Below are 25,219 nucleotides of genomic sequence, written 5' to 3'. Positions count from 1 at the left end.
TAACCCTAGAGATCGAGAGGGTGCAACTAAAGTTTACGCACCATGAGTGATAACATTCAAAACTGTTGAATAGCGTTAATTTGAGTGAGAGAAGTTTCTAAAATTCACTCCAACTAGCTGCGATGGGGGGAGCGATAAAACGGTTTTTTCACCACAGTGGCCGGGTAGGATTTACCCCGAATTTCCACGTTAACGGTATTGCCTGGCTTGGTGAGGGCTTTCGGAACGTAGGCGAGGGCGATCGCTTTGCCCAAGGTGGGCGACAACGTGCCACTGGTGACAACCCCCACCGTTTCCCCCGCCACAACCACGGGGTAATCATGGCGGGCAATATGTCGCCCGGCCATTTCCAACCCCACCAAACGCCGCTCTACCCCCGCCGCCTTTTGCGCCGCGAGCACATCCCGCCCGATAAAGTCAGGATTGCTGTCGAGATGCACCAACCAGGCTAGCCCGGCTTCGAGGGGGGTGGTTTTTTCGGTAATGTCTTGGCCGTAGAGGGCCATGGCGGCTTCGAGGCGGAGGGTATCCCGTGCGCCGAGGCCGCAGGGTGCAACGCCCGCAGCAGCGAGAGCCTGCCAGAGGGCTTGGCCGGTGGGAATATCCACCATCACTTCAAAGCCATCTTCGCCCGTGTAGCCGGTGCGGGCGATAAAGGCGGCTCCGTCTAAGATTTCGGTTTGGCAATGGCCAAAGCTGGGAATGGCGGTTAAATCGGCTTTGATTAGGGGTTGCAGGGTGGCGATCGCCTCCGGCCCTTGGACGGCAATTAAGACCCGATCTGCTGAAACATCTTCTAAGGTAACGGGGCTGCCGCTGAGGTGTTCGGTGATCCAGGCGTAATCCTGCGATCGCGTCGCCGCATTAACAATGATCACCCCCTGCTCTTCACCCCCTGCCGTCATGCCCTGGTAATAGACAATGACATCATCAATAATGCCGCCGTCCGGATTGAGCAACACCGTATATTGCGCCAGCCCCGGTTCGAGACGACCCAAATCCGACGGCACAAGCCGCTGTAACTGTTGGCGGGCCTCACGACCCTGCCAGAGGAATTTACCCATGTGGGAAATATCGAACATCCCAACCTGGGTACGCACCGCTTCATGTTCCTGCTTGAGGCCGGTAAACTGCACCGGCATTTCCCAGCCCGCAAAGGCGGTAAAGCGGGCATTTTGCGCGGCCATGAGGTCAAACAAAGGAGTACGCGAGAGCTGATCTGAAGATTGCACTGACACTGTATCTATGGGGGTTAAAGAATTGAATGAGATTGCAGGCGGGGTAGCCGGGGGGAAGGGTGGGCCAAGACAGCGGCGTGCTGTGCTGGGGCAATCCCCAGGGGGTTTACGCTGGAATCTTCGCCCTATTATCCTAGCGAGTGGAGCGAGATCCTATGGGGTAGATCGAAATCCTCTGAGGTGAATCAAGATCCTCTGAGGTGGATCGAACGATGGGCTATTGCTGAGAGAATTTCACCAGCGCGTCCCGCATTGCCGGGGGTAAACGTCGCATAATTTTACCTTTGTCCCGATCCATGGCGACGAGGGTTACAAAGGCTGAGACACAAAGCTCACTGGTGTCTAAATTTTGAATTTGATAGGCCCAGTTGATCCGCACGCCTTTCATTTCCATCATGCGGGTTTTGACGACGGCCACCTCGCCCATGCGCAGGGAGCGATGATACCGCAGAGACATTTCCACCACGGGTAAATCACACCCCACCCCCACCAGATCCGCGAAGTTGATGCCGAGCGATCGCAAGCATTCTACCCGCGCCTCTTCCATCCAAGCCACATAGGCCCCATGCCAAACAATACCCCCGTAATCGGTATGGTGCGGATGGACGCGGACGACATATTCAAACCACTTATCGGTAGTGGCGTGGAGGGCGTGGTCTTCAATGATGGCGGTAGTGGGAGGGAGTTGCTGTTGTTTACCCATGACTCTTGACGCTAGCCGGACTGTGGATTTTAATGTACCGTATCCCGTTGAAGTGAAGAAACCCCTCCAAAGAGGGGTTTCGATGCTTTATTCTGACGATGCCATGGGCCAGATGAGCGATGGGTTAGTTGCTGGCGCAGGCTTCGAGGAGGCTCTGTTCTAAATCGCTGACGGTGGTGAAGGCGTGGAAACCCTGTAACGTCACTTGCCGCTGCACTTTGCCGGCCACTTCTGTGGGAGGGGTATCCAGGGCGATCGCATAACTCGACGCATCGGGATGATCGGGAATGGCGATCGCTAACTCCAGCGCATCCGCCGTCACCTGTCCCGTAAAGCAGGCATATTCCGAACGGGGCCGGTAAATCGCCCCCCGCACTTGCCCCTCATCCACCGTAAACACCAAATAATCTTGCGCCAATTGATCCCGCTGCGTCGCGGCACCATAGGCATGAATGCCATCTTGCAACAGCGACGATGCAGACATGGATTCCGGCTCAAGCTGGGTAGTTTGGGCAAGCTGAATCGCGTGGCTGGCCTCATCCATCGCCTTCACCGCCTCAGCCCCCGCCACATCCAGCAGCAACCCTTGACCCAGCACCGCGATGAGCATCGCACCCATCCATTGCCATTGTTTTTTCGTTGCGTTAAAACCAAACATATTCAGTCTCACTCCCCGCGAAGAACACACCAATCGTTCACACCAAAAATCGAGAGCCTAGAAGCTCGCACTTCCATCTCGTTCTTTATTAACCCCAAGGCCGGCATCCTTGATTTCGGATGTTACGCCCGGTGTTTTCCATACATTTACTCTATCGCTCTTCGCCAAACTACGGAAAATGAGCTATGGGAATTTACGGAGATCAACACCAAGACGCGAAAAGACTCAAACCCTGAAAAGCCAAGGGATTGAGCGATCGCACCCCTGCCCCCGATCCCCGTTTTCCCCCCGGTCTTGACCATTATTTTTTTAAAAAACGCTACAAAAGTTCATGATTTTGCTGTCAGATCACGACCGTCCACAAATTTAGATCACAACGCCTCCGGGGGGGATATCACGAGCCCTGAACTGGCAGCAAGGAAGAGTGCGATCGCCCCCCATTTCCAGTCGAATCCCATCCCATCTACAATGTTGGTACTGAAACGCTTTACAATTGTTCAAGAATTATCGTTATCACCCTTGCGGTCAAACTGACGTTTGATCCCCTCCACGGTGTCTACAGTCAGTCAGCGAGGGTCTAGAGACGGTTAACCCATTGCTCTAGAGTACCCCTATTCAAGGTAGTCACTAACGGTTGTCGCACTCAAACTAGAAGAACGTAGATATGAAGAAAGACATTACCCGCTATCGGAACATCGGCATTTTTGCCCACGTTGATGCCGGCAAAACCACCACCACAGAACGAATCCTTAAACTAACTGGCAAAATTCACAAAATCGGCGAAGTTCATGAAGGAGCGGCAACCACTGACTTCATGGAACAGGAGCAAGAGCGCGGAATCACCATTCAATCCGCCGCCACCACCTGCTTTTGGAAAGACCATCAACTCAACATCATCGACACTCCCGGCCACGTAGACTTCACCATCGAAGTCTATCGCTCCCTGAAAGTGCTCGACGGCGGCGTTGGGGTCTTCTGTGGTTCCGGTGGAGTCGAACCGCAATCCGAAACCAACTGGCGCTACGCCAACGACTCCAAAGTCTCTCGGATCATCTATGTCAACAAGCTTGACCGCACCGGCGCAGACTTCTATCGCGTCGTCAAACAAGTTCAAGAAATTCTCGGCGCACAGCCCCTTGTGATGACCCTCCCGATCGGGATCGAAAACGATTTCATCGGGGTCGTGGATCTCCTCACCGAAAAAGCCTGGGTCTGGGATGAGTCGGGAGATCCCTTGAACTATTCGATCCAAGACATTCCCGCCGACATGGCCGATGATGTCGCCACCTACCGCGAAGCACTGATCGAACTCGCCGTTGAACAAGACGACGAGGTGATGGAAAAATACCTCGAAGGTGAAGAAATTGACATCGACACGCTCAAAACCTGTATTCGCAAAGGAACCCGTGATCTAGCCTTTTTCCCCACCTATTGCGGTTCTTCCTTCAAAAACAAAGGGGTGCAACTCGTCCTCGATGCCGTTGTGGATTACCTCCCCAACCCCCTCGAAGTCAATCCGCAGCCCATTGTTGACCTCGAAGGCAACGAAACCGGCGAATACGCCAAAGCTGATTTTGATGCGCCCCTCCGGGCCCTCGCCTTCAAAATCATGGACGATCGCTTCGGCGCTCTCACCTTTACCCGCATCTATTCCGGGATGTTGGCCAAAGGTGACACCATCCTCAACACCGCCACGGGTAAATCCGAGCGAATCAGCCGGATGGTGGAAATGCACGCCGATACCCGCGAAGAAATTGAGTCCGCCCATGCCGGGGACATTGTGGCCCTCGTGGGGATGAAAAGCACCCAAACGGGTCACACCCTCTGTGATCCGAAAAATCCCGCCACCCTAGAGCCGATGGTCTTCCCGGAACCGGTGATTTCCATCGCCGTCAAGCCGAAGAAAAAAGGCGCTGACGAAAAAATGGGGATGGCCCTCAGCAAGATGGTGCAGGAAGATCCCTCTTTCCATGTGGAAACCGACCAAGAAAGCGGCGAAACCATTCTCAAGGGGATGGGCGAATTGCACCTCGACATTAAGGTGGACATTCTCAAGCGGACTCATGGCGTGGAAGTGGAAGTGGGTAAGCCCCAAGTGGCCTACCGCGAATCGATCACCAAACGCCTCGAAGACAGCTACACCCACAAGAAACAATCTGGGGGTTCGGGTCAGTACGGCAAGATCGATTACATTCTGGAGCCGGGCGAAGTGGGCAGTGGCTTCCAGTTTGAATCGAAGGTCACCGGGGGGAATGTGCCCCGCGAATTTTGGCCGGCGGTGCAAAAGGGCTTTGCATCCAGTATTGATCAAGGGCCGTTGGCTGGGTTCCCCTGTGTGGACTTGAAGGTGACGTTAACCGATGGGGCGTATCACGCGGTGGATTCTTCGGCGATCGCCTTTGAAATCGCCGCCCGCGCCGCCTACCGTCAATCCCTACCCAAGGCGGGCCCCCAACTCCTCGAACCGATCATGGCCGTGGATGTGTTCACCCCCGACGACTACATGGGCGATGTGATCGGCGACCTCAACCGCCGCCGGGGTCTGATTAAGTCCCAAGATGCTGGCCCCACCGGGGTTCGCATCAAAGCGGATGTGCCCCTCAGTGAAATGTTTGGCTACATTGGCGACCTCCGGACGATGACCTCGGGCCGTGGTCAATTCTCGATGATCTTCGCCCACTACGCCCCCTGTCCTGCCAACGTGGCCGAAGAAGTAATCAAAGAAACCAAAGAACGCCAAGCTGCGCTCGCTTAATCGCTCGTTAAATAATTAAGAAAGGGGGCGCGATGCCCCCTTTTTTTGTATTTATTTTTACAGTTAATTGATCAAAATCACTGAAAAATCATAAAAGTCTGTTGTATTGAATTGTAATAGTTATGCAAAATGATGTCGATCAACCTCTCCCAAGCCTCAGAAGTATAGAAGGTGTTGTTACAAATCTGTTAGGTTTTCTTGAGGCATTACCTAAATTTACGCCAAGACGTGAAGAAATAATCGAATCGTTAAAGAATATTCGGAGTGCTATTCAGTCTCAGCGTCCACCTCGGATCATGATGATCGGTCGAACGAATTCAGGCAAATCGTCTCTCATTAATGCAATATGTGGTTCGTATGTTACAAAGGTTGATGCCGTTCGACCTCAGGCAGTCCAACCAGAGTGGAAAAGCTACTATCACAATGGTGTTGACTTAGTTGAAGTTCTTGATACTGAAGGATTTCAAGCACAACAAAGCGAAAATGAAAGGGATGCATCTTTTCAGAAAATTCTCAATGCCGTCAAAAAAAATTATCCAGATGTCATTCTTTTTGTTCATCCGGCCCATTCTGTTAATGCAGCAATCCAATCAGACATCGAAAGTGCCGAAAAAATCGTAAAGCATATCTTTAAATGTCATTACATTAGAATCCCTGTTATTGGCGTGTTAACGCAAGTTGATAATATGAATCCTAAAGAAGGGCTAGATGATCCAGACTCACAAAAGAGAAGGAACATCGGAATTGCAAGAAATGATTTGTTCTGCCATCTCCAACAAAATCAGGTTTTCAAACTAATAGATGTTGTGCCAGTTTGTAGCTATGTGGAGTTTGAAGAAGCTGAGAATGGTTTGCCAATAGCTGGTAAAGATTATAGATGGAATATTGATGAGTTAACTGAAAAGATAATTCAATGCACCCCGAAAGAAATGAGAGGTGGATTTGCAAGAATGGCAACTGTTAAAGAATTTCAGTTATCCGTAGCCAATAAGATGGTGAATTCTTTCTCTGTCGTGGCCGGGCTTTCTGCGGCAACGCCCATCCCAGGCATGGCAGTACCTGTTGTTGCTGCACTTCAAGCTTTTATGGTGGGTCATATTGCTTGGTTGGGGGGCTATGAATTTTCGGAAAAGAGTATTGAAAATTTTCTGGGCGCTACTGCTTTTGGTGTAGCAGGAATAGCAGATGTTGGGCTGAAGTTGATTCCAGGGGTTGGAGTGATACTGTCAGGAGCTGCAAATGCTGCTACAACCTATGCACTAGGAAAACTCGCAGTGGACTATTTCATCACAAAAGAAGGTCAACGCGAAACATCACAACAAAATTAGCCCATCACACGACATCACAAGATGGAGGAGTGAAAAAAGTTCTTTCCTTTATCGGCCTTGCTCTGCCTTCACGTCACATCTTCAAGAGGCAAAGATAGGGTTTGGGCGATTTGTTCGGGGGTGAGTCCGAGGGTGCGCAGATGCGCGATCGCTGCTCAACGGGCTGGAGTCTAAATGATCGGGGAAAATGATACCCATGGCTTTTATGGTACACTTATACTATCAAAGAGTCGCGGAGGTCATTGCTATGCTCGATCACGTTTTGAAAGGCTCGATTATCTTGGCGGTGTGCATCACGATCGCCGGCATTGTGGGGGCAGCGATCGCCGGTTCTGAGCGGGCGTTTGACCTGTCGCCCTGGTTCAATCTCGGCCAAGCCGCCCCCGCTCCCGCCGCTGATACCACTCAATTCATCGCCACCACAATTCCCACCTGCGCCGCCCCCGAAACCAGCACCCCGATACCCCTTGCTACGGCGCAAACCCTCCAACAGCAAACCAGTCAAGGCGTTCAGTTTGCCGACCTCATTGATGTCCAGGCGTATCTCGGACAACCCGCCTGCTATTGGGTCGAGGCTAATATTCGCTATTACCGCTATCACGTTGAAGGCGATCGCAGTCTTGACGCAAAGCAACAAGGGGATGCGCCTCCCGTCCAGTTCCGGTTTTACGGACTCTAACGTTCTCTGTCCCCTTCTGTTTAGGAGTTTTTGCCCATGTACTCTCGTCCCCCGACAAACGGCAGTCGCCCCCATCCGTCCCCCATTTTTGAGGCGGAATTTGTCGAGGCAAACCCCTGGGAGAGTCCGCCCACCGCTGCCGCGCCCCCGGCTTCCACCCCGATGGATTATCAATTTCACCAACTGCACGATCGCCTGACTCGGCTCCATCGCCGTCAACGTCAGGAATTGGGGCAATGGTTCAGCACCTCCGAACAGCAGACCCTGGCCCAGTTACAACACCTCGAAACCCAACTCCACCGCACAGAACGCAAGTTAGATGTTTTTCTGGCGGAACAGCGATCGCAGAGTTCGCGGCGGAGCATCCTGTGGTTAATGGGGCTGTTGGTGGTGAGTGTCGCCTATATTACGGTGATTCATCCCCTGTTGCAGCCGCCCCGGCCGGTGATGCCACCGTTGCCGGTTCCCTCGCCCCAAGGGATGCCGACCCCAATGCCGCTGCCCAATCCTGCCGCGCCTGGAGGGTGATGTTTGATCGGGTGACAAGGGGCTTAAGCCCCTTGCCTTTGCTGTGCCTTGGCCTAGGCGAGGGGATTTTTCTTAGGAACGCCGATGGTGCGGGGGTAGGCGTGGGGGGTGGGGGCGATTTTTTTGAGATAGATGCAATGGCGATCGCCCTGGCTGAGGGGAGTGGTTAGGGCTTCAATGTGGAGGAGTTCGCCGCCCACTTGGGCCGCAGCGCGATGGATGCGATCGCTATCCGCCTCCGTCCAATGGCCTTGATAGAGCACCGCGATCCCCCCGACCGCTAAAAACGGTAACGCATATTCCACACAGACCGGCGGCGCAGCCACCGCACGAATCAACGCCACATCATACTGTTCGCGGCGGCTGGGGGCATGGGCCACCGCTTCGGCCCGGCCGGTGATGCTTTCGGCATTGTTGAGGCCGAGGGTAGCGATCGCATCCCCTAAAAACTGCACCTTCTTTTGGGTCGAGTCCAACAACGTCACCCGATGCTGGGGATACAAAATCGCCACCGGCAAACCGGGAAACCCGCCCCCCGTGCCAATATCAATCACCCGTTGGGGCCGTTCCGTCCAGCCCCACGCCTGCAACGGCAACAACCCCGCCACAGAATCCCACAAATGCTTTTCCCAAAACGTTTCAGGGGTGAGCAAACTCGTCAAATTCACATGGCGATTTCCCAGCCAAATCACCTGATAGAGATGTTCTAGCTGTTGGTGTTGCGCGGCGGTGGGTTGCCACTGGAGCGATGCTTGCCAGAGGGTGAGGCTCTCCGGGGGCAAGGTGGGTAAATCCGGCAGCGTGTTAGTCATTGGCTTCTGTGTCGTCGCTCTGATCGTGGGGCGGGAAAGACTGTTCCACATGCCAGAACGTCGATCCCGCTTCCGAGGGACGATTCAGCCGCAGGGACAGGCCAAACCCCGCCCCCGCCGAGGCCGCAATCACACTGGTCATCATCAACGCCCCGACGGGAAATTGAGGCGTGAGGCGTTTGGTTTTGGCGGGTCGGGGTTGACGGGAGGGGGGTTTCTGCGCCGCTTTTGGCGTGGCTTCTTTTTTGACCGTGACTTTTTTAACGGTGATCGTGCCTTGGGGCACTGGGGCCGATGGGGTTTGCCGTGGGGACGTGATCACAGGGGCGATCGCGGGCGGCGGTTCGGTGGCTTCGAGTTCGTCGAGGGGTGGGGGCGGGGGTGCGATCGCCTGCTGGAGTTGGTGGAGCCAGGGGGAAACGTGGCGGGGGCGTTGTTTCGGGTCAGGGTTTAAGGCGGCGAAAATGGCCGCCCGCAGGGGCAGGGGGACGGCTTCGGGCCATTCCGGCCAATCTTGAATCGAAATGTGATCGAGGAGGGGAGCCGGGGGCGGGTTCGTGCCGGTGAGCAAGAAATACAGGACAGCGCCCAAGCTGTAGAGGTCGGCTTGGGAACTGAGCGCACCTTTCGGTTGATATTGTTCGGGGGCGGCGTAGCCCGGTGCGAGCATGGTGGCGTGGGTGCGGCGGAGTTCCGGGGTGAGGTCGCTGGTGATGCCCACATCCACCACCATCACATCACGAGTATCAGGGCGATAGATTAGGTTGTGGGGTTGGAGGTCGAGGTGCTTCAGCCCGGCGCGATGGAGGGCATCGATCGCCCCTCCGATCTGCTCACACCAGCGGACAGCCTGAACCGGTTCGATCGGGCCGTCGGCGTTGATTTTATCGAGGAGAGTGGGGCCCAGAATGCGATCGCTCACCCAATAGGGGTAGCCGTCTTCGGTGAAGCTTTCCCAAATGCTGGGTAAGTGGGGATGGGTGCAGGTGGCGAGTTTTTTCGTCAGGGATAACACCTGTTTGCGAAACTGGCCAAACTGTTCATGGTCGCCTAAGCTGGCCGCCAAGGTTTTCACCATGACCGGGCGATTAGAATTCACCTCAATCGCGGGGTAGGTGGTGGAAAAAATGCCCTGGCCAATGGCTGGTTTGAGGCTGTATTTATAGTCGTTACTCATTCAATCTCTCTCACTACCACGATCTTGCTTACGTCATCCGGCTAGGCGGTCTCCGGCGGGTACTGGTGCTGAAGATAGGCGATCGCCTGCTCACGAGTCTGAACCACGCCATCTAGGGTAGCACTCAATAGCTGATCGAGAATGACTCGATAGCGCGGCCCCGGTGCATAGCCCAAGGTTTTTAAATCATTGCCATTGAGGGGGGCTTTCACCGGGGCCCAGTGGGTGAGGTATTGCCAGAGAATACGCCGCACGGGCCGCGATGCTTGTACCAGGATCAACACCAACAGCGGTAGATCATCGCTGTGAAGGTGGGCGACGATTTGGCTGGGGCGATCGCACTGGGGCAGGGTCGCTTCGAGGTGCGATCGTCGTGCCTGTACCTGTGCTAACCGTTGGCTCATGTCTTGGGGTAATTGGAGTTGATGCGCCACCTGGATCGCCGCTGGGGTGGGTAACTGGGTCAGCAGCAGTTCTAACCGTAATTGCCACCAGGTCAGGGCTTGATCCGGATCAAACCAGGCCAAACCGCGATCCAACTGGCGCAATTGCCGGGCCAAGGTGGGCGTGAGCGATAAATCAGGATGGAGGCAACGCAGCGCCCCCAACTCACTCAGCCATTGCACCGCCCGCTGCCACTGGGGCGAGGTGAGGCTGTATTGCAGTTCGGTGCGGAGGCGGGTGGTGAGGGCGGGGGCTTTGGGGTAATGGCTGAGGGAGCGGTTATAAACGCCGCTGTTGATCGCGTAGCGAATATAGTCCACGGTTTGGGGGTCAATCGTAAAGCCCAAGCGCACGGCAAACCGGACGGCGCGATAGATGCGGGTGGGGTCTTCGATAAAACTATTGGCATGGAGGACGCGGATTTGGCGCGATCGCAGATCCAACAGTCCCCCAAAAAAGTCCAACACTTCCCCCTCGCGGGGCGGCGTTAACCGCAGGGCCATGGCGTTAATCGTAAAATCCCGCCGATACAAGTCCTGACGAATCGAACTCGCCTCCACTTCCGGATTCGCCGCTGGATAGGGGTAAAACTCCGTCCGTGCCGTGGCAATATCCACCGCCAAGGAGCCAAACACCGGGTCTTTATGCCACAACAACGCCGCCGTTTGAAACTCGCCATGCACCGAGAGCCGCGCCTGGGGATACCACTGCTGCACCGCTTTCGCCAATTCAACCCCGGCCTCGGCTTGGGCGGCGTGGTGGAACCCATCGACGACTAAATCCAGATCCTGCATCAGGGGCAAGGGGTGCGATCGCTGACCCTGAATCAGCAAATCCCGCACCACCCCGCCGACAATATACAGATGCCAGCCCCGCTCCGTGGCCGCCGCCGCCAACCGCTGGAGAAAATCCCAAATCACGGGCAGAAAGAGGCGACGCGGTTCCGGCAGGGGACAGCGGGACACCGGATCGGGGCGGGGGTCATCACTGGGGCGGGCCGTGGTTAAATGTTGGCGCAAGACATCAGTGCGGGTAACGATGCCCACCAATTGCCCGCCCGCAAGCACGGGTAAACGCCCCACGTCATAGGTGACCATCAGGCGCTCGATGTCCGGTAGGGCGGTGTCGGGGGCGATCGTGTGGAGGGTGCGGCTCATGTAGGCCTTCACGGGTGCATGGTCAAACCCATGATGTAATGCCAAATCCAGATCCCGCCGGGAAATGATCCCCACGAGTTGATCCTGAGGATTGACCACCGACAGACCAGAATGGCCGTAGCGGAAGAGGATGCGTTGAGCGTCTTTGATCGTCGTGTCGGGGCGGATCGTGCGCACGGGGGACGACATCAGATCGCGGGCGGTGAGGGGGGGCGGGATTTGGTCGAGGAAGGCTTGGACGAGGCGCGGGAAACAGTCGGGGGCGGGGGTATGGATCGCAGCGGCGGCGGCTTGACTGTGGCCACCGCCCCAGGGTTGGAAAAGGCTGTGCAGATTGGTGTGGGGAATGCGCGATCGCCCAATCACGGTTAAGCGGTCTTCCGTGCCGTTGCGGCGGTGGTAGCGATGACCCAACAGCAGGGCATGGCTTTCGGTGAGGTCGATTAACCGCTCGGCCAAACTGGAGAGGCCGGGGATAAAGTCCGGCGTTTCAAGCAAAATATGGGCGATCGCATAGCCCTGTACCGTCGTGGTCTGGAGTTGATCGAGGGCGATCGCTAAGACCTTTTGCAATTGCGGCGTTAACCCCGGATCGAGGTAATCCCGCAACACCACCAGATCCGCCCCCTGTTCCAAGAGCCACGCCCAAGCGCGGATATCGCGGGGGGTGGTTTGGGCGGCGGTGAGGGAAAGGGTATCGACGTGAATCCCCAGGGCCATCACCGTTGCCTCGGATACCGTGGGGCGAAGGGCGCGATCGCGCAGTTGCTCCACCATTAACGTCGTCGTCGCTCCCACCGCTTCCACATGGCGCACCGTGGCGGGAAGGTCACAAGCGGCGCTGGTGTGGTGATCGTAGACCGTAACATGGCGCAGGTGGGGCAACTCCAACCAGGGGGCCGCCATGCCGAGGCGATCGCGCCGCTGGGTATCCACCACCGTCACCGACTGGATCAACTGCGGATTCACACTGCGCCGCTCCATCAACGCCAATTCATCCCGATGGAACGCCAAAAACCGCTTCACCCCCGGATGGGCTCCCCCGGTCAACACCACTTTCGCCCCCGGTTGCAGCCGCGTCAGACCCACCGCCGCCCCCAGGGCATCAAAATCAGCCGTTTGATGACAGAGGATCAGATCCATTAGGGATAAAACGTCAGGGTGGGTAAGCCCAGGGTTTCCGGCCAGCCCATCATGATGTTGAGACATTGCACCGCCTGCCCCGATTGCCCTTTGATCAGGTTATCAATGGCGGAAAGGACGATGACGCGATCGGTGCGATTGTCCACCGCCACGCCGATGTAGCAGAGGTTTGTCCCGGCTGCCCATTTGGTTTGGGGATAGGTTCCCGCCGGCAGGATTTTGACGAAATCTGAGGAACGGTAAAAGGCTTTATAGATCGTGAGCAGGTCTTCGCGCACGAGCCCCGGATCGCGCAGGGTGGCGTAGACTGTGGCGAGAATTCCCCGCACCATCGGGATTAGGTGGGGCGTGAATTGAATCCGCATCTGATTCCCGGCCAGGTCGCTGCAAATTTGCTCAATTTCGGGGGTGTGACGGTGAGCACCGGCGACTCCGTAGGCCCCGAAGGATTCCCCGGCTTCGGCGAGGAGCATCCCCACATTGGCTTGCCGCCCGCCGCCCGATGCGCCGGATTTTGCGTCAATAATCGCGGTTTCCGGGACGATTAACCCCTGCTTGAGGAGGGGCGCGATCGCCAGTAAACTCGCCGTCACATAACACCCCGGACAGCCGATCAAGCTGGCTTCTTGGATTGACGAGCGATAGAGTTCCGGCAAGCCATAGACCGCCGTTTCATTGAGGGCGTGATCGGTGCGCTCTTTCTTATACCAAGCGGTATAGGTGTTGAGGTCTTGGAAGCGGTAGTCTGCCGAAAGGTCTAACACCTTACAGCCTTTTTCAATCAGAGGCGGCGCGAGATCACAGGCCAAGCCATTGGGGAGCGCCAAGAATACCGCATCACAGCGATCGCTAATCACCTCCAGATCAATAGGTTCGATTTTGAGATCAAACTGCTGGTCAAAATGGGGGTACAGTTCCGAAAAAAGTTGCCCCGCACTGCTTTTTCCTCCCACATAAACCAGTTCCACATTGGGATGGTCGAGCAACATCCGCACCAGTTGAACCCCGCCATAGCCAGAGGCTCCCACAATCCCAACCTTTAGACACTCGCTCATATCACTCTTTTCGCTTTCGCTGATCTATCGCAACAATGGCTGCATTCTAGTATTAATCCTGCAATTCTGGCCCGTCCCCTCGGCCGGACACCATCCCCCTCAGACTCATCCCCACGGCAGCGCGATCGCTGCACCTGTTCCGCTAATTCGACCCATAGACAATCGAACCGATCGCACCGCGAATCATTTCGTGGGGCGGCAATGCTTTGAGGCGGCGGCCCATGGCTTCTTTGTCTTGGGGTTCAACGCTGGTGAGGTTGAGCCAGAATAAGCGATCTTCACTGGTGAGTAAGCCCACCTGGCCCGTGGGGTTCGCCGTGGCCACGAGGGCCACAAGCTGATCTTGGGGATGGAAGCGGAGGGCCTGGGTTCCGATGTTGCCCCGTTCACCGAGGCGAAGTTCCGCCACCCCCAAGCGTTTGGCATAACCCTGACGGGTCACAAGGATTAAATCATGATCCGCCTCGACGATCGCACCCCCTAAAATGGCTTCTCCTTGGCGGGTGCGGGTGGCTTGGTTGCCCTGGGCGGTGCGGCCCATGACAGGGATTTGCTGATCATCAATGGGACAGCGAAGAATCCGACCGCCGGAGGTGGCGATCGCTAATTCCTGGCCCGGTTTGGCCCACTGGGCCAACTGCACCTGATCCTCATCCTTAAGTTTGAGCAAGACCGCGCCGCGATTGGTCAACTCCTCAAACTCCGGCCCCGCCAACCGTTTAATCCGTCCCTGCTGCGTCAAGACCACGAGATCATGGCTGCTCAGATCCTCCGGAGGCAGGAGGTAATGGGTGAGGGGATCGCGCTTTTGCTGGACGCTACTGGGCATCAGTTGAATCACCGCCGTCGGGCTGCCGCTGGAGGGAATGTCAGACATTGCCACCGGATACACCTTGCCGCTGGCGGTGAGCACCAAGAGGCGCGATCGCGTCCCAATCCCGGCCCGCAAAACGAGGAGATCCTCAAGTTTGCGGGGCCGTTTCGGCGGAGTGGGGGGCGATTGCCAACAGATGCCGCCTTTGTGGGTCACTTCGAGCACCGCATCCGCTGGCAACCTTGGGGAGAGGGGCGCAGGGGCAAGGGGTTCAAGGGTGATCGGGGTTTTGGTGGCCTTGGGTTTGGGGGCGGGGGACGATTGACCCAGGGACGATGGGGGGCTAGGTGCGGTGGGGGTGGTGCTGAGGATGCGGGTGCGGCGCGGGTCGCCAAATTTACGCTTCAGGGCGCGGAGGTCTTTTTTGAGGGACTTTAAGAGTTCGTGGCGATCGCCCAATAAGCGTTCCAGTTGTTCGATCTGTGTTTGTAATGCCTGCACTTCCTGCTCTAGTTTTTGTCGTTCGAGGCCCGTTAAGCGGCGCATCGGCATCGCCAGGATCGAATCCGCTTGCCGCTCGGAAAGATCGAAGGTGGTTTGTAATGTGCCTTTGGCCGTCGTGCCATCAGGAGCATGGCGCAGAATCTCCACCAACTGATCGAGATTATTCAGGGCCGTTAACAAACCGCCGACGAGATGGAGGCGGGTTTGGGCGGTGTCGAGTTCGTTGCGGTAACGACGGGTGAGGGTGATTTCTCGAAAGTTGAGGAACTCCGTGAGGACTTCGCGCAGGCTGAGTTGACAGGGTTTGTTATTGACGAGGGTGAGAAAAATTGCGCCAAAATTGCTTTGCAACGGCGTTTTCTTATACAGTTGCCGCAGCAATTCTTGGGGGTTGCCGTCGCGTTTCAGTTCAATCACCACCCGCATTCCGTCGCGATCGCTCTCATCCCGAATATCGGAAATGCCGTCGAGGTGATTTTGATTCACCAAGTCGGCAATTTTCTCAATCCACGCCGCCTTATTCACCTGGTAGGGCAACTCAGTGATCACCAGCACTTGTTTATTGCGGCGGCGTTTCGTCCCCACTTGGATCGTTTCCAAATGGGCCACGCCCCGCATCGGAATACTGCCGCGCCCCGTGCGATAGGCATCTTCAATCCCGTTGCGATCGACAATTTCGCCCCCGGTGGGAAAGTCTGGGCCGGGGATGATCTCCCATAGTTTGGCATCGGACAGATCGGGACGGTCAATCAGGGCAATTAAACCATCCACCACTTCCCCTAAATTGTGGGGCGGCACATTGGTGGCCATGCCCACGGCAATCCCAGAGCACCCATTGAGCAACAACAGCGGCAACTGGGCCGGCAAGACGCAAGGCTCCTGTTGGGAGTTGTCGAAATTGTTGGCGTAGTCGATGGTGGCTTCGCTGATGTCCGCGAGCATGGCATCGTGGGCAACGGGGGCGAGGCGCGTTTCGGTGTAGCGCATCGCAGCGGGGGGGTCATTATCAACGCTGCCGAAGTTACCGTGGCCCGCCAGGAGGGGGTAGCGGGAGGAGAAGGTTTGCACCATCCGCACCAGGGCATCGTAGACGGATTGATCGCCGTGGGGGTGATATTTACCGAGGACATCCCCGACGACGCGGGCGCATTTGCGGTAGGGGCGATCGGGGGTTAAGCCCAGTTCGTGCATGGCGTAGATGATGCGACGATGGACGGGTTTGAGGCCGTCGCGAACGTCGGGGAGGGCGCGACCTACGATCACGCTCATGGCGTATTCCAGATAAGACCGTTCCATTTCGCTGTGGAGGGCGATGGGGATGATCTTACCGGCTTCGAGGAGGTCGAGCTGTTTTGCCATAGGTTCTGGGTTCCTTGCGATCGCTTACAGTGGAGGGTGACGGATTTCCCTCTGAGTGGGAATATTACATGTAGGGGTGCTCGTCAGATATCGCTTTGATCATCAACCCTTTCGCGCCTTTGCTCCCCCGATTGACACCTTATGACAACCGTTCTGATTGTAGAAGACGATCCGATTAACCTGCGGGTATTTTCCAAGATTCTCACGAAACGCGGCGGTTTGGACGTGCGCGGCACGGAGGATGTAGAAGAAGTAATGCGCGCTGCCCAAGCGGGCGAAGTGGACATTATCCTGATGGATGTCTCTTTGTCCCACAGCGTTTATCAGGGTAAGGCCGTGGATGGCTTAAAGATTACCCAAATTTTAAAAGCCGATCCGAAAACGGCGGATTTACCGATTATTTTAGTCACCGCCCACGCGATGGAGGGCGATCGCGAAAGCTTTTTACAACAAAGTGGTGCTGATGGCTACATTTCCAAGCCCGTGGTGGATCACCAAGAGTTTGTCAATAAAATTCTGACGCTCCTCGGCAATGCCCCGCAGGGGTAGAAACAGGGTCTACGCTGAAATCAACAGGACGAGATGTTGGGTGAAGAAGGGAGTTGGGCATGGCATCAGAAGAGTTAGGGCGACGACGGCGGCGACGGATGGCCCGCGAAGCGGCGGCCAAAGAAACTCAACTGCGCTCTGCTGGGGTGAATCCTCCCCCGTCACCGCCTCCCCCGGTCACCCCGCTGCGGCGACGGCGGCCGAAGCTCGAACCCCTGCGCTCGGCTTCCCCCGCCGAGGCTAAACGCCCCCGCCATCTGAAAGTTGTTCCCTCCCCTGCGCCAAAATCGAGCGATCCTCTCCCCAACACCAGCCCCCCACCCCCGGCGATCGCCCCCCGCCGTTCATCTCCCCCGCGCCGCCCCGCACCAACGCCGCCGGGCCCATTGCAAACCTTGGCGGTGTGGGTGAGTCGTGGGGCGATCGCCCTTGTGGGTACGGGGGTCGTTCTGGGAACGCTGTCGGCTACCCTCGGCTTGCATGAGTCGCCTTCCACCGCCACCCCACCCCCCAGCCCGGCGGATACCGTGCCCCCGTTGCAGTTGGGCCAAGAATTGACGGGATTGAAAGGAACCCTCGATGCGATCGCCGCCCAACAGCCTGATCTCCAGACCAGTGTGTTCGTGGTGGATTTGGATACGGGGGATTTTGTCAATCTCAACGGCACGGCCACCATGGCCGCCGCCAGCACGATTAAATTACCGATTTTGATCGCCGTCTTTCAGGAGGTGGATCGGGGCTTGGTGGACTTGTCGGAATCGTTGGTGATGACGACGGAGATGATGGCATCGGGTTCGGGCACGATGCAGTACGAAACGCCCGGCACAACCTACAGCCTCGAAGCAACGGCCGAGAAGATGATCACGATCAGCGACAACACCGCAACGAATATGCTGATGCAGCGGTTGGGGGGCGCACCGTTACTCAATGAACGATTCCGGGATTGGGGCCTCAAACAAACCTCGATTCAAAATCTCCTGCCGGATCTGACCGGGACGAATGAAACCAGCCCGCTGGATTTGGTGACGCTGTTGGCGATGGTTCACGATGGCAAGCTGGTGTCACTGCGATCGCGGGATCAACTGATCCGCATTATGCAGCAGGTGGAAAACCGCGATCTGCTGCCCCAGGGCTTGGATGAGCAGGCCGTTATTGCCCATAAAACGGGGGATATTGGGTCAATGCTGGGGGATGTGGGGATTGTGGATACCCCGATGGGGAAACGCTATGCGATCGCCGCCCTCGTGGGCCGTCCCCATAACGACGATCGCGCCCGCATCCTGATCCAAGAACTCTCGCGGGCCACCTATCAACATTTCCTCAACCCGCCCCCGGCAAACCCCAACCCCCCCAACAGTTCCCCCACCTCCATTAACCCCATCAATGCCGATCCCCGCAATTCACCCGGAACGTGAGGGGATTTTCGCGCTACGTTAAGTTCAGTAACGTTTTTAAACTCGCGATCGCACCCATGACCCTACCCCTTCCCCTGGATACTCCCGCCGCAACCTGGCATTGGCACGACCTCCCGATCTGTTACCAACAGGTGGGCGATCGCGGCCCGGCGGTGGTGCTGATCCATGGTTTCGGCGCATCCTGGGGCCATTGGCGGCATAATTTGCCCGTGTTGGGGGCGGATTACCGTTGTTATGCCATTGATTTATTGGGGTTTGGCGGCTCGGCGAAACCGACACCGGGCCAACCCTTGAGCTACACCTTTGCCACCTGGGCGCAACAGATTGCGGATTTTTGTGATCAGGTGGTGGGCGAGGCGGCGTTTTTGATCGGTAATTCCATCGGGGCGATCGTGGCGATGCAAACGGCGGTGAGTTTTAGCGATCGCGTCCTCGGCGTGGCCGCCCTCAACTTTTCCCTGCGCCTCCTCCACGAACGCCACCGAGCCAGCCAACCCTGGCATCAACGTTTCAGCGTTCCCCTGCTCCAAGGCCTCTTAAAACAACCCTGGTTTGCCGCCTTCTTTTTCCAACTGGCCGCCCAACCCCAGAATGTGCGCCGCGCCCTGCTCCAAGCCTACCGCCGCCCGGAAGCCGTCACCGATGAACTGGTGGCGATGTTACTGAAACCCGCCGCCGATCCCGGTGCTGCGGCCGTCTTTGCCGCCTTCACCACCTATTCCCAAGGCCCCCTGCCGGAGGATTTACTCCCCCATCTACCCTGTCCGGCGATCGTCCTGTGGGGTGAGGCTGACCCGTGGGAACCCGTTGCCCTCGGTCGGCAATTGGTGGAAGCCGCAGCCATTGAGGAGTTCATTTCCCTGCCTAATGTGGGCCATTGTCCCCAGGACGAAGCGCCGGAATTGGTGAACCCGATTTTACAGGCGTGGCTCGCCCGTCACGCTCCCCCCATCGCCACGCCATGAGGATCGTGGCCTATCTCTACAGTGATCCGCTGTTGGAGCCGTGCCCCGATCCGGGGATGTGGGGGGTGGAGGTGGATGGGGTGTATCAAGATTGTGGCGATCGCACTGAACTGACCCGGCTTCTGGATCGTTGCACCACAGACCCACCCCAATATTTATTAGTGCGGCGTTTGGAGGAGTTTGGCGACAGCCTCGCAGCCATCAGCCACGTGATGGCGCGTCTGGAAGCGGCAGCGGTGGAAATCATTGCGATTAAACAGGACTATCGCCACGGGGGAACCACCGACCTGATGGTGTTGCTCAACCAAATCCAAGCCCACCAACAAAGCCGCCGCATCCGCAACGGCCACGCCCGCAACCGCATCCATGCCAAACCCCCACCGGGCAAGGCCCCCTACGGTTATCGACGCGGCCAGGATCGCTACTTAATCGATCGCAGTACGGCCCCGGTGGTGAAGGATTTTTTTGAACAGTTTTTGCTGTTTGGGTCGCTGCGGGGAGCGGTGCGCTATTTAGAGAAGAAGTACGGTAAAAAAATTGCGGTGACCACCGGGCGGCGCTGGCTGACGAATCCGGTGTATCGCGGTGATATTACCTACCACAATGGCGAAACGGTGGCGGATACTCACATGGCGTTGTTGACACGGGATGAGGCGGCCCAAATTGATCGCCTGTTGCGGCGTAATCGTCGCCTGCCGCCCCGGACGGCCAGTGCGCCGCGATCGCTGGCGGGTTTGGTGGTCTGTGGGGGCTGTGGGTCGCGCTATCGAGTGACGCGCACGACGCAGCGGGGTAAGCAGAAGCCTGATTATCTCTATCTGCGCCCGGTGGCCTGTGGGGCGGCGGCGAAATGTGGCGCGATCGCCTATGACACAATGCTCCAAGCGGTGATTACCACCGTTTGTCAAGAACTCCCGGCAGCCGTCGCCGGAATCAACGCGCCCCAACTCAACAGCCTCCATCAAACCATTGCGACCGAGATCAGCCAAAAACAAACCATCCTCGCCCAATTGCCCGACCTGGAAACCGCTGGCATTCTCGACGCGGAAACCGCCCAACTGCGCCGCTACAAACTCCAAACCGAAATCGCCACCGCCCGCGCTCACCTGGCCCAACTCCCCCCGGAAAATTTAAGTGCGATCGCGCAAAACGTCTCCTTACCCCAATTTTGGTGGGATCTCTCCGAAGCAGAACGGCGGTTCTATTTGCGCGAATTCATCCAACAGGTGGACATCCAACGCCAGGAGCAGGACTGGACGATCCAACTCCGGTTTATTTTTGGGTCATCTGCGCCACGGCAATCATGAGGACGGCAGCGATCGCGGCGTAGGATGGCGTTGGCCCACCAGCCAAGGCGTATAACGGGTAAAGAGATAATGCAGCGGAATCAAGACGGCGGTGGTGATGCCGGTGTAGAGGGTTGCCGCCCACCATACGCCCTTGAGGGCTTCGTTGGGGATATTGAAGCCGAGGGTGAGCACGCCGGTAATCAGGGGAAAGACGAGGAGATGGAGCAGGTAAATGGTGAGGGAACTTTGGCCGATGGTATTCAGCACCGGATTGGGGGGAATGCAGCGCGAGAGATGGAGCCAGACGAAAATGCCGCCGAATGCGCCGAGGTAGAAATAGGCAAAGTTGCCGTAGTTGCCCAAAATGAAGTTGACGGTGCTGTTCATTTCTGTGCCGATAATGTAGGCGGCGATCGCGCCCCCGACGACCCAACCCCGATGCCAGTGGGTGAAGCGATCGCTCAACACATAGTTCCGGCAGAGATACCCCGCCCCGTAAAACACCACCGCCGTCAGCATCAAGTCCAAACACCAGGGGAGGCGGTATTGCAAGGGGTAGGGAATCCAACTGAGTTGATAGGTGAGGTTTTTGGTGAGGAAAAAAATCTCATAGCCCACCCCGGCGCAAATCCCCAAAACAGCAATCAAATGGCGTTTAGACGGCAACCGAATCAAGCCATAAAACGCAATTTCCGTCACCAATAAACAGACCAAAAACCAGAGGCTGATATCGTGCTGCAGCCACCCATAGCCCCCCACCCCGTAGAAAATTCCCGCCAGCGGCTGAACCTGTGGCGGCGTATCGGGTAACCCGGCATCCATGGGCCGAATCAACAGCAGCCAAAAGAGATAACTCACCGCACTAAAGACAAAATACGGCACGAGTCGCCGGATGAATTTATCTTTCAAGAAGGGGCCAAAGGGTTTCTCTCGCAGGGAGTCTTTGACAAACAACCCCGATAAAAAGAAAAACAGGGGCATGAAAAAGGAAAACACATAGACAAACCAATCCGCCCGGAACCGTCCCGTATGCACAAATAAGACTTGGAGAATGCCTAGGGCGCGAATGTTATCAATCCATAGAATGCGATGGTTGGCGGGGGCAGGGGTTGCCGCTGTCGATGATGGGTTGAGCGTCATGGGGGCAGGGGTTAGGAAGACTGGGGGGATGCTTCCGGCGGGACAATCGCAGCAGCAGGATCGTTCTGGTTAAGGTTCAAGGTCTAGGTCTGGGGCGGGGTCGTGCCAGTGGGCCGAGTTGGGGGAGGTGCGCCGCTGGGGGGAAACGGCAGAGGGTGGGGGGGCAGGGGGTGGGGTTTTGCCGTTCGGCTTGGCTTGGGGGGAATCGGCTTCGGAGAGGAGTTGCTCAAGGTCTGCCAAGGATTGTTGAAAGGCAGCGTCAGCAACTTTGCGTTCGTTAGAGGGGTGAGTCATGGTTAATCCAAGGAATCACAGCTAGCAACTAGGGATCGGCGGTGGCGGGTTCGAGGCGATCGCTGACAATCACGAATTCACCCTCCTGCCACATTTTGACAATCACGCGCTTTCGCCCCTTTCTATCATAGATTTCGGTGCGTTCTTGCAGGAGTTGGAGGCGATCGCCCTCCATGCGATAGTCACTGATCACGTAGGTCACGGCATTGACTCGACTGAAGGACGTGATCCGTTGTCGTTCTGAATCCACTACCGGACTGGTGATGATTTCTAAATCACGGTTTCGCTCAAACTGGGCGGTTTCCGGATTGTAGAGCCAATATAGATAGGGAATATTGGGGGAGGCGGGGAGAAATTCCGGCAGTCGCAGATCCTGATAACCGTCAAAATTGAGGTCTTCGATCACGAGTCCAGCGGTGCTGAGGTCGGGAAAGCGGGTGGCGATGCCGGTGATGCGTTGGTGGGGGGTGGTGCGATCGCTGGTGTGATAGATTTCGATGCGGCGAATTTCAGCCTGTTGATCCCGTACATCTCCCTGCAACACCACCGCACTGGGCGGGAAATCCGGGTGAATTTGGGTGTGAATATGAATGCGCAGGTCATCTTGGGCGGCGGCGCTGGCACTGTGGAGGGCGATCGCCATTACCCCTCCCCAAAGTCCCGATAAGACACGAGCATGAATCATGATCAATGGATATTGATATCGAATGGGCTAGGGTCGTAATGCTCGTAGATGCTCCGAGGGACGACTACCGATAGTCCACTGCAAGCAGACCAAAAGCGGCCCAAAACGAAACTTGCAGATCCCTTCCCTCATTATTCCTCAGTATTATTCGAGTCTGACAGAAACCTGTCGAGATACTCCAATTATTTTAATGATTAGGGTTGGCTGCGTTTTTGTTTTGTGCCGCTTTTGCGATCGAATTTGACAGTGTATCTAACAGCGTTTTACCTCGCTTTTTGTGGGTTGATTAGGCTGTTTGGTTCTGCCTTTTGAACATGTCTAAATCCTAACAAGTGGATTGAGTGATCATCAAGCGATCGCAAAAAAACGTTACCTTCTCGATCACGACAATTCAGGCTCAAAAAACGAGAAATTTCTGATAAGATCCACAGTATATCGTGCCTTCTATTGCCCTGTTTCGGTTCGATGCCCAGGCAAACGGGCCGCATTCCAGGAATAAGCACCATCACTGCCTCGTGATGGAATCTCGTGAAAATACGGAATTTTCACGAGATTCGCGCCGCTCCGTTGCTGATTTAGTCCTCTAGGCGTTCCACTTGTTCTACTAGATAATCGGTCACATCGGCGATCAAATTTTCTGCTGCCTCCGCACTATTGGTTAACACCACAAACCCTAATCCATAGTCTGGCAACAGGCCGATAATACTCAACTGATTATCGTACAGGCCCTCATGGTGCAACACCCACAGATCGGGATAGTCGGCCACTTCCCAGCCCATGGCATAGGTTCCCCAACGGGGTTCCCAGGTGGCGGCCAGGTTAGCAGCGGAAACGAGGCGATCGCCCCCTGGGGTCACCCCCCCCTGAACTTGAGTGATCAAATAGGCCGCCATGTCTTCCACACTGGCCTTTAATCCCCCCGAAGGTGCGAGCACATCATCATCAAAATCTTCAGGCTCCGCCGTGACCCAATCTCCCTCGGTGTCATCCCAACGATAGGGAACCGCCACGTTGCCCCCTCGCAGCGCATCACTACGTTGCAGCACCGCATCATCCATGCCAATGGGGTCAAGAATCCAGCTTTGCAAGAGGGCGGCATGGGCTGGGAAGGGGTCTTGGTCTGGGAAGGGGTCTTGGTCTGGGCGTTCGGCCAGAGCAATCAGATAACCCGCCAGGGAAACCGACAGGTTACTGTAGCTGAATTTATCCCCCGGTTGGCTGAACAGTTCAAGCTCGGCGATATAGTCGGCGAGGTCTTCCGGGGTAGCTGTATCCACCTCAAAATCATCTTCTGCATCGCTGTGGATGCCGCTGCGCATACTGAGGAGATGGCGCAAGGTCAGGTTCTCGGTGGCATCGGGGTCGGCGAGGGTTAACTCCGGGAATGTCTCCACCAGCGGCGCATCCCACTCCAGCAGACCACGATCAACGGCGATCGCTCCCAGCAGTGCCGTCATGGATTTATGGGTCGAGCCGATATGAAACAGGGTTTGGGGGGTAACGGGTAATTGTTGCGCTAGATCGCGATCGCCCCAAGTTTCTAGCAGCAAAATTCCATCATCCATCACCACCGCCATCGCCACCCCAGGGATCTCATCCTGGGCTTGGTACTCGGCCACCCACTGGCTCAAATTCTCGCTCAGTTGGGCTTGGGCGGCGGGGGAAAGGCGGCGATCGCCCTCTGCGATCGTCTCCGTAGCGGTTCCACATCCCGCCACCATAACGATGAAGGCGGCGGCGATCAAGCGGTTCGGGACACAGTACATCATCAAAATCAGTTTAACTAAAGGAATCGCCTCTACCCTAGCCGCAGAATTGCGCAAGTGGTGCGATGGGTAGCTCCCGCGATCGCCCCCCTTGGCATTCCGCATCAAACCTTTCTATAATGAAACAGCAACACACGGGGCCGTAAAGGTTTCGACGGGTTGGTGAAAGCCGCCCTGTGATTCAGGTCGAGAGCGAACTCCCTCTCGCAAATCAAGAGTTCAACCAAAAAAGTAACTGCGAACAACATCGTTCCCTTCGCTCGTAAAGCTGCACCTGTTGCTGCTTAGTCCATAAACCAAACTAGGTTTCGAGCATTCATTAGTTGACTCCGTTAATACTAATGGATAACCCTTAACGGATATGCGAGCCAAGTGCATCTAGTCACGACGCTTTGCGAGAACTTTACTAGAGACTCCGCGTAACCCGGAATAATTGGTTATTCCCGCCCTGCGGATCAAAAGGGCTAAACCTGTGAATGAGCAGAAGGTAAATAGCCAGTTCGGACAGCAGTTCGACTCTGCTCGGCTCCATTAACAAAACCCCTCAGACTTGTCTGGGGGGTTTTGCGCGTGATGAGTCACGATCCAAGCAATAGGAACGTGAACGAAATTTTGGCCCATTCTTTATCTTAAATGTGCAAAGAAGACTCCCACTATAAAGCGAGTCCGAGTAGAGTTACCGAAGGTAACGGCGGACGTGCCTTTTAGTGGCGAGATGAATTTGCACCAACAAACAAATCGAGCGACAGCGAGTCCTTTAAT

General features: G+C 56.2%; 20 protein-coding genes and 1 other RNA gene. 9 read left to right on the top strand and 12 right to left on the bottom strand.

Annotated features, from left to right (window positions below):
• Positions 1–113: 113 nt before the first annotated feature.
• The 3 genes from gcvT to PN477_RS16200 form a co-directional block, all read right to left on the bottom strand.
• Complete coding sequence (gcvT, locus tag PN477_RS16210) at positions 114–1,238, bottom strand: glycine cleavage system aminomethyltransferase GcvT (RefSeq protein WP_417158840.1); 1,125 nt, start codon at positions 1,236–1,238, stop codon at positions 114–116.
• A gap of 217 nt (positions 1,239–1,455) precedes the next feature.
• Complete coding sequence (locus PN477_RS16205; protein ID WP_272115655.1) at positions 1,456–1,941, bottom strand: acyl-CoA thioesterase; 486 nt, start codon at positions 1,939–1,941, stop codon at positions 1,456–1,458.
• A gap of 124 nt (positions 1,942–2,065) precedes the next feature.
• Positions 2,066–2,599, bottom strand: coding sequence for a hypothetical protein (locus PN477_RS16200; protein ID WP_272115654.1), 534 nt, complete (start codon positions 2,597–2,599; stop codon positions 2,066–2,068).
• A gap of 664 nt (positions 2,600–3,263) precedes the next feature.
• On the opposite strand from PN477_RS16200, the gene fusA reads away from it, so the two are divergent.
• The 4 genes from fusA to PN477_RS16180 all read left to right on the top strand — a co-directional run bounded on the left by fusA (position 3,264) and on the right by PN477_RS16180 (position 7,889).
• Positions 3,264–5,354 carry an elongation factor G gene (gene fusA, locus PN477_RS16195; RefSeq protein ID WP_272115653.1) on the top strand — a complete coding sequence of 697 codons (2,091 nt, stop codon included), beginning with the start codon at positions 3,264–3,266 and terminating at the stop codon, positions 5,352–5,354.
• A 122-nt stretch (positions 5,355–5,476) separates the two neighbouring features.
• Entirely contained in the window at positions 5,477–6,682 is a 1,206-nt protein-coding gene (locus PN477_RS16190; protein ID WP_272115652.1) for a GTPase family protein, read from the top strand.
• Positions 6,683–6,929: 247 nt separating this feature from the next.
• Positions 6,930–7,361, top strand: a complete 432-nt coding sequence (locus tag PN477_RS16185; protein WP_272115651.1) for a hypothetical protein — start codon at positions 6,930–6,932, stop codon at positions 7,359–7,361.
• A 36-nt stretch (positions 7,362–7,397) separates the two neighbouring features.
• Complete coding sequence (locus PN477_RS16180) at positions 7,398–7,889, top strand: hypothetical protein (protein WP_272115650.1); 492 nt, start codon at positions 7,398–7,400, stop codon at positions 7,887–7,889.
• A gap of 53 nt (positions 7,890–7,942) precedes the next feature.
• On the opposite strand, the gene rsmG is transcribed toward PN477_RS16180, so the two are convergent.
• From rsmG to PN477_RS16155, 5 genes are all read right to left on the bottom strand, one after another.
• Complete coding sequence (gene rsmG, locus PN477_RS16175) at positions 7,943–8,701, bottom strand: 16S rRNA (guanine(527)-N(7))-methyltransferase RsmG (protein ID WP_272115649.1); 759 nt, start codon at positions 8,699–8,701, stop codon at positions 7,943–7,945.
• On the bottom strand, positions 8,694–9,878 hold the full coding sequence (locus PN477_RS16170; RefSeq protein WP_272115648.1) for a serine/threonine-protein kinase: 1,185 nt from the start codon (positions 9,876–9,878) through the stop codon (positions 8,694–8,696). Before PN477_RS16170 ends, rsmG begins: the two co-directional genes overlap by 8 nt.
• 41 nt (positions 9,879–9,919) lie before the next feature.
• A complete protein-coding gene (locus PN477_RS16165; protein WP_272147455.1) occupies positions 9,920–12,622 on the bottom strand; it encodes a CBS domain-containing protein in 2,703 nt (900 codons plus the stop codon).
• On the bottom strand, positions 12,622–13,677 hold the full coding sequence (argC, locus tag PN477_RS16160) for an N-acetyl-gamma-glutamyl-phosphate reductase (RefSeq protein ID WP_272115646.1): 1,056 nt from the start codon (positions 13,675–13,677) through the stop codon (positions 12,622–12,624). The genes PN477_RS16165 and argC overlap by 1 nt, the downstream gene beginning before the upstream one ends.
• A gap of 142 nt (positions 13,678–13,819) precedes the next feature.
• Positions 13,820–16,354 carry a DNA gyrase/topoisomerase IV subunit A gene (locus tag PN477_RS16155; RefSeq protein ID WP_272115645.1) on the bottom strand — a complete coding sequence of 845 codons (2,535 nt, stop codon included), beginning with the start codon at positions 16,352–16,354 and terminating at the stop codon, positions 13,820–13,822.
• Between the two features lie 141 nt (positions 16,355–16,495).
• Here PN477_RS16155 and PN477_RS16150 point away from each other — a divergent pair, with 141 nt between their 5' ends.
• The 4 genes from PN477_RS16150 to PN477_RS16135 are packed head-to-tail and all read left to right on the top strand — an operon-like array spanning position 16,496 to position 20,590.
• Positions 16,496–16,903, top strand: coding sequence for a response regulator (locus PN477_RS16150; RefSeq protein WP_072621283.1), 408 nt, complete (start codon positions 16,496–16,498; stop codon positions 16,901–16,903).
• A 59-nt stretch (positions 16,904–16,962) separates the two neighbouring features.
• Positions 16,963–18,318, top strand: a complete 1,356-nt coding sequence (locus PN477_RS16145) for a serine hydrolase (protein ID WP_272115644.1) — start codon at positions 16,963–16,965, stop codon at positions 18,316–18,318.
• A 56-nt stretch (positions 18,319–18,374) separates the two neighbouring features.
• Entirely contained in the window at positions 18,375–19,283 is a 909-nt protein-coding gene (locus PN477_RS16140) for an alpha/beta fold hydrolase (protein ID WP_272115643.1), read from the top strand.
• On the top strand, positions 19,280–20,590 hold the full coding sequence (locus PN477_RS16135) for a recombinase family protein (protein ID WP_272147453.1): 1,311 nt from the start codon (positions 19,280–19,282) through the stop codon (positions 20,588–20,590). Before PN477_RS16140 ends, PN477_RS16135 begins: the two co-directional genes overlap by 4 nt.
• Here PN477_RS16135 and PN477_RS16130 read toward each other — a convergent pair.
• The 4 genes from PN477_RS16130 to PN477_RS16115 form a co-directional block, all read right to left on the bottom strand.
• Positions 20,585–21,712: an acyltransferase family protein gene (locus tag PN477_RS16130; protein ID WP_272115641.1), complete on the bottom strand. Its 1,128-nt coding sequence runs from the start codon at positions 21,710–21,712 to the stop codon at positions 20,585–20,587. The two genes, PN477_RS16135 and PN477_RS16130, sit on opposite strands and share 6 nt — an antisense overlap.
• Positions 21,713–21,781: 69 nt before the next feature.
• Entirely contained in the window at positions 21,782–22,006 is a 225-nt protein-coding gene (locus tag PN477_RS16125; RefSeq protein WP_272115640.1) for a hypothetical protein, read from the bottom strand.
• A 28-nt stretch (positions 22,007–22,034) separates the two neighbouring features.
• Entirely contained in the window at positions 22,035–22,691 is a 657-nt protein-coding gene (locus PN477_RS16120) for an XAC2610-related protein (protein WP_272115639.1), read from the bottom strand.
• A 575-nt stretch (positions 22,692–23,266) separates the two neighbouring features.
• Entirely contained in the window at positions 23,267–24,460 is a 1,194-nt protein-coding gene (locus tag PN477_RS16115) for a serine hydrolase domain-containing protein (protein ID WP_272147452.1), read from the bottom strand.
• A gap of 133 nt (positions 24,461–24,593) precedes the next feature.
• Between PN477_RS16115 and ssrA the strand changes: the two genes are divergently transcribed.
• Positions 24,594–24,991, top strand: a transfer-messenger RNA (tmRNA) gene (ssrA, locus tag PN477_RS16110).
• Positions 24,992–25,219 lie beyond the last annotated feature (228 nt).

This window comes from Spirulina subsalsa CS-330 (assembly GCF_028330765.1).
Classification (GTDB): domain Bacteria; phylum Cyanobacteriota; class Cyanobacteriia; order Cyanobacteriales; family Spirulinaceae; genus Spirulina; species Spirulina subsalsa_A.
Note: the sequence above shows the minus strand (reverse complement) of the source record. Positions and strands in the feature narration are given on the sequence as shown.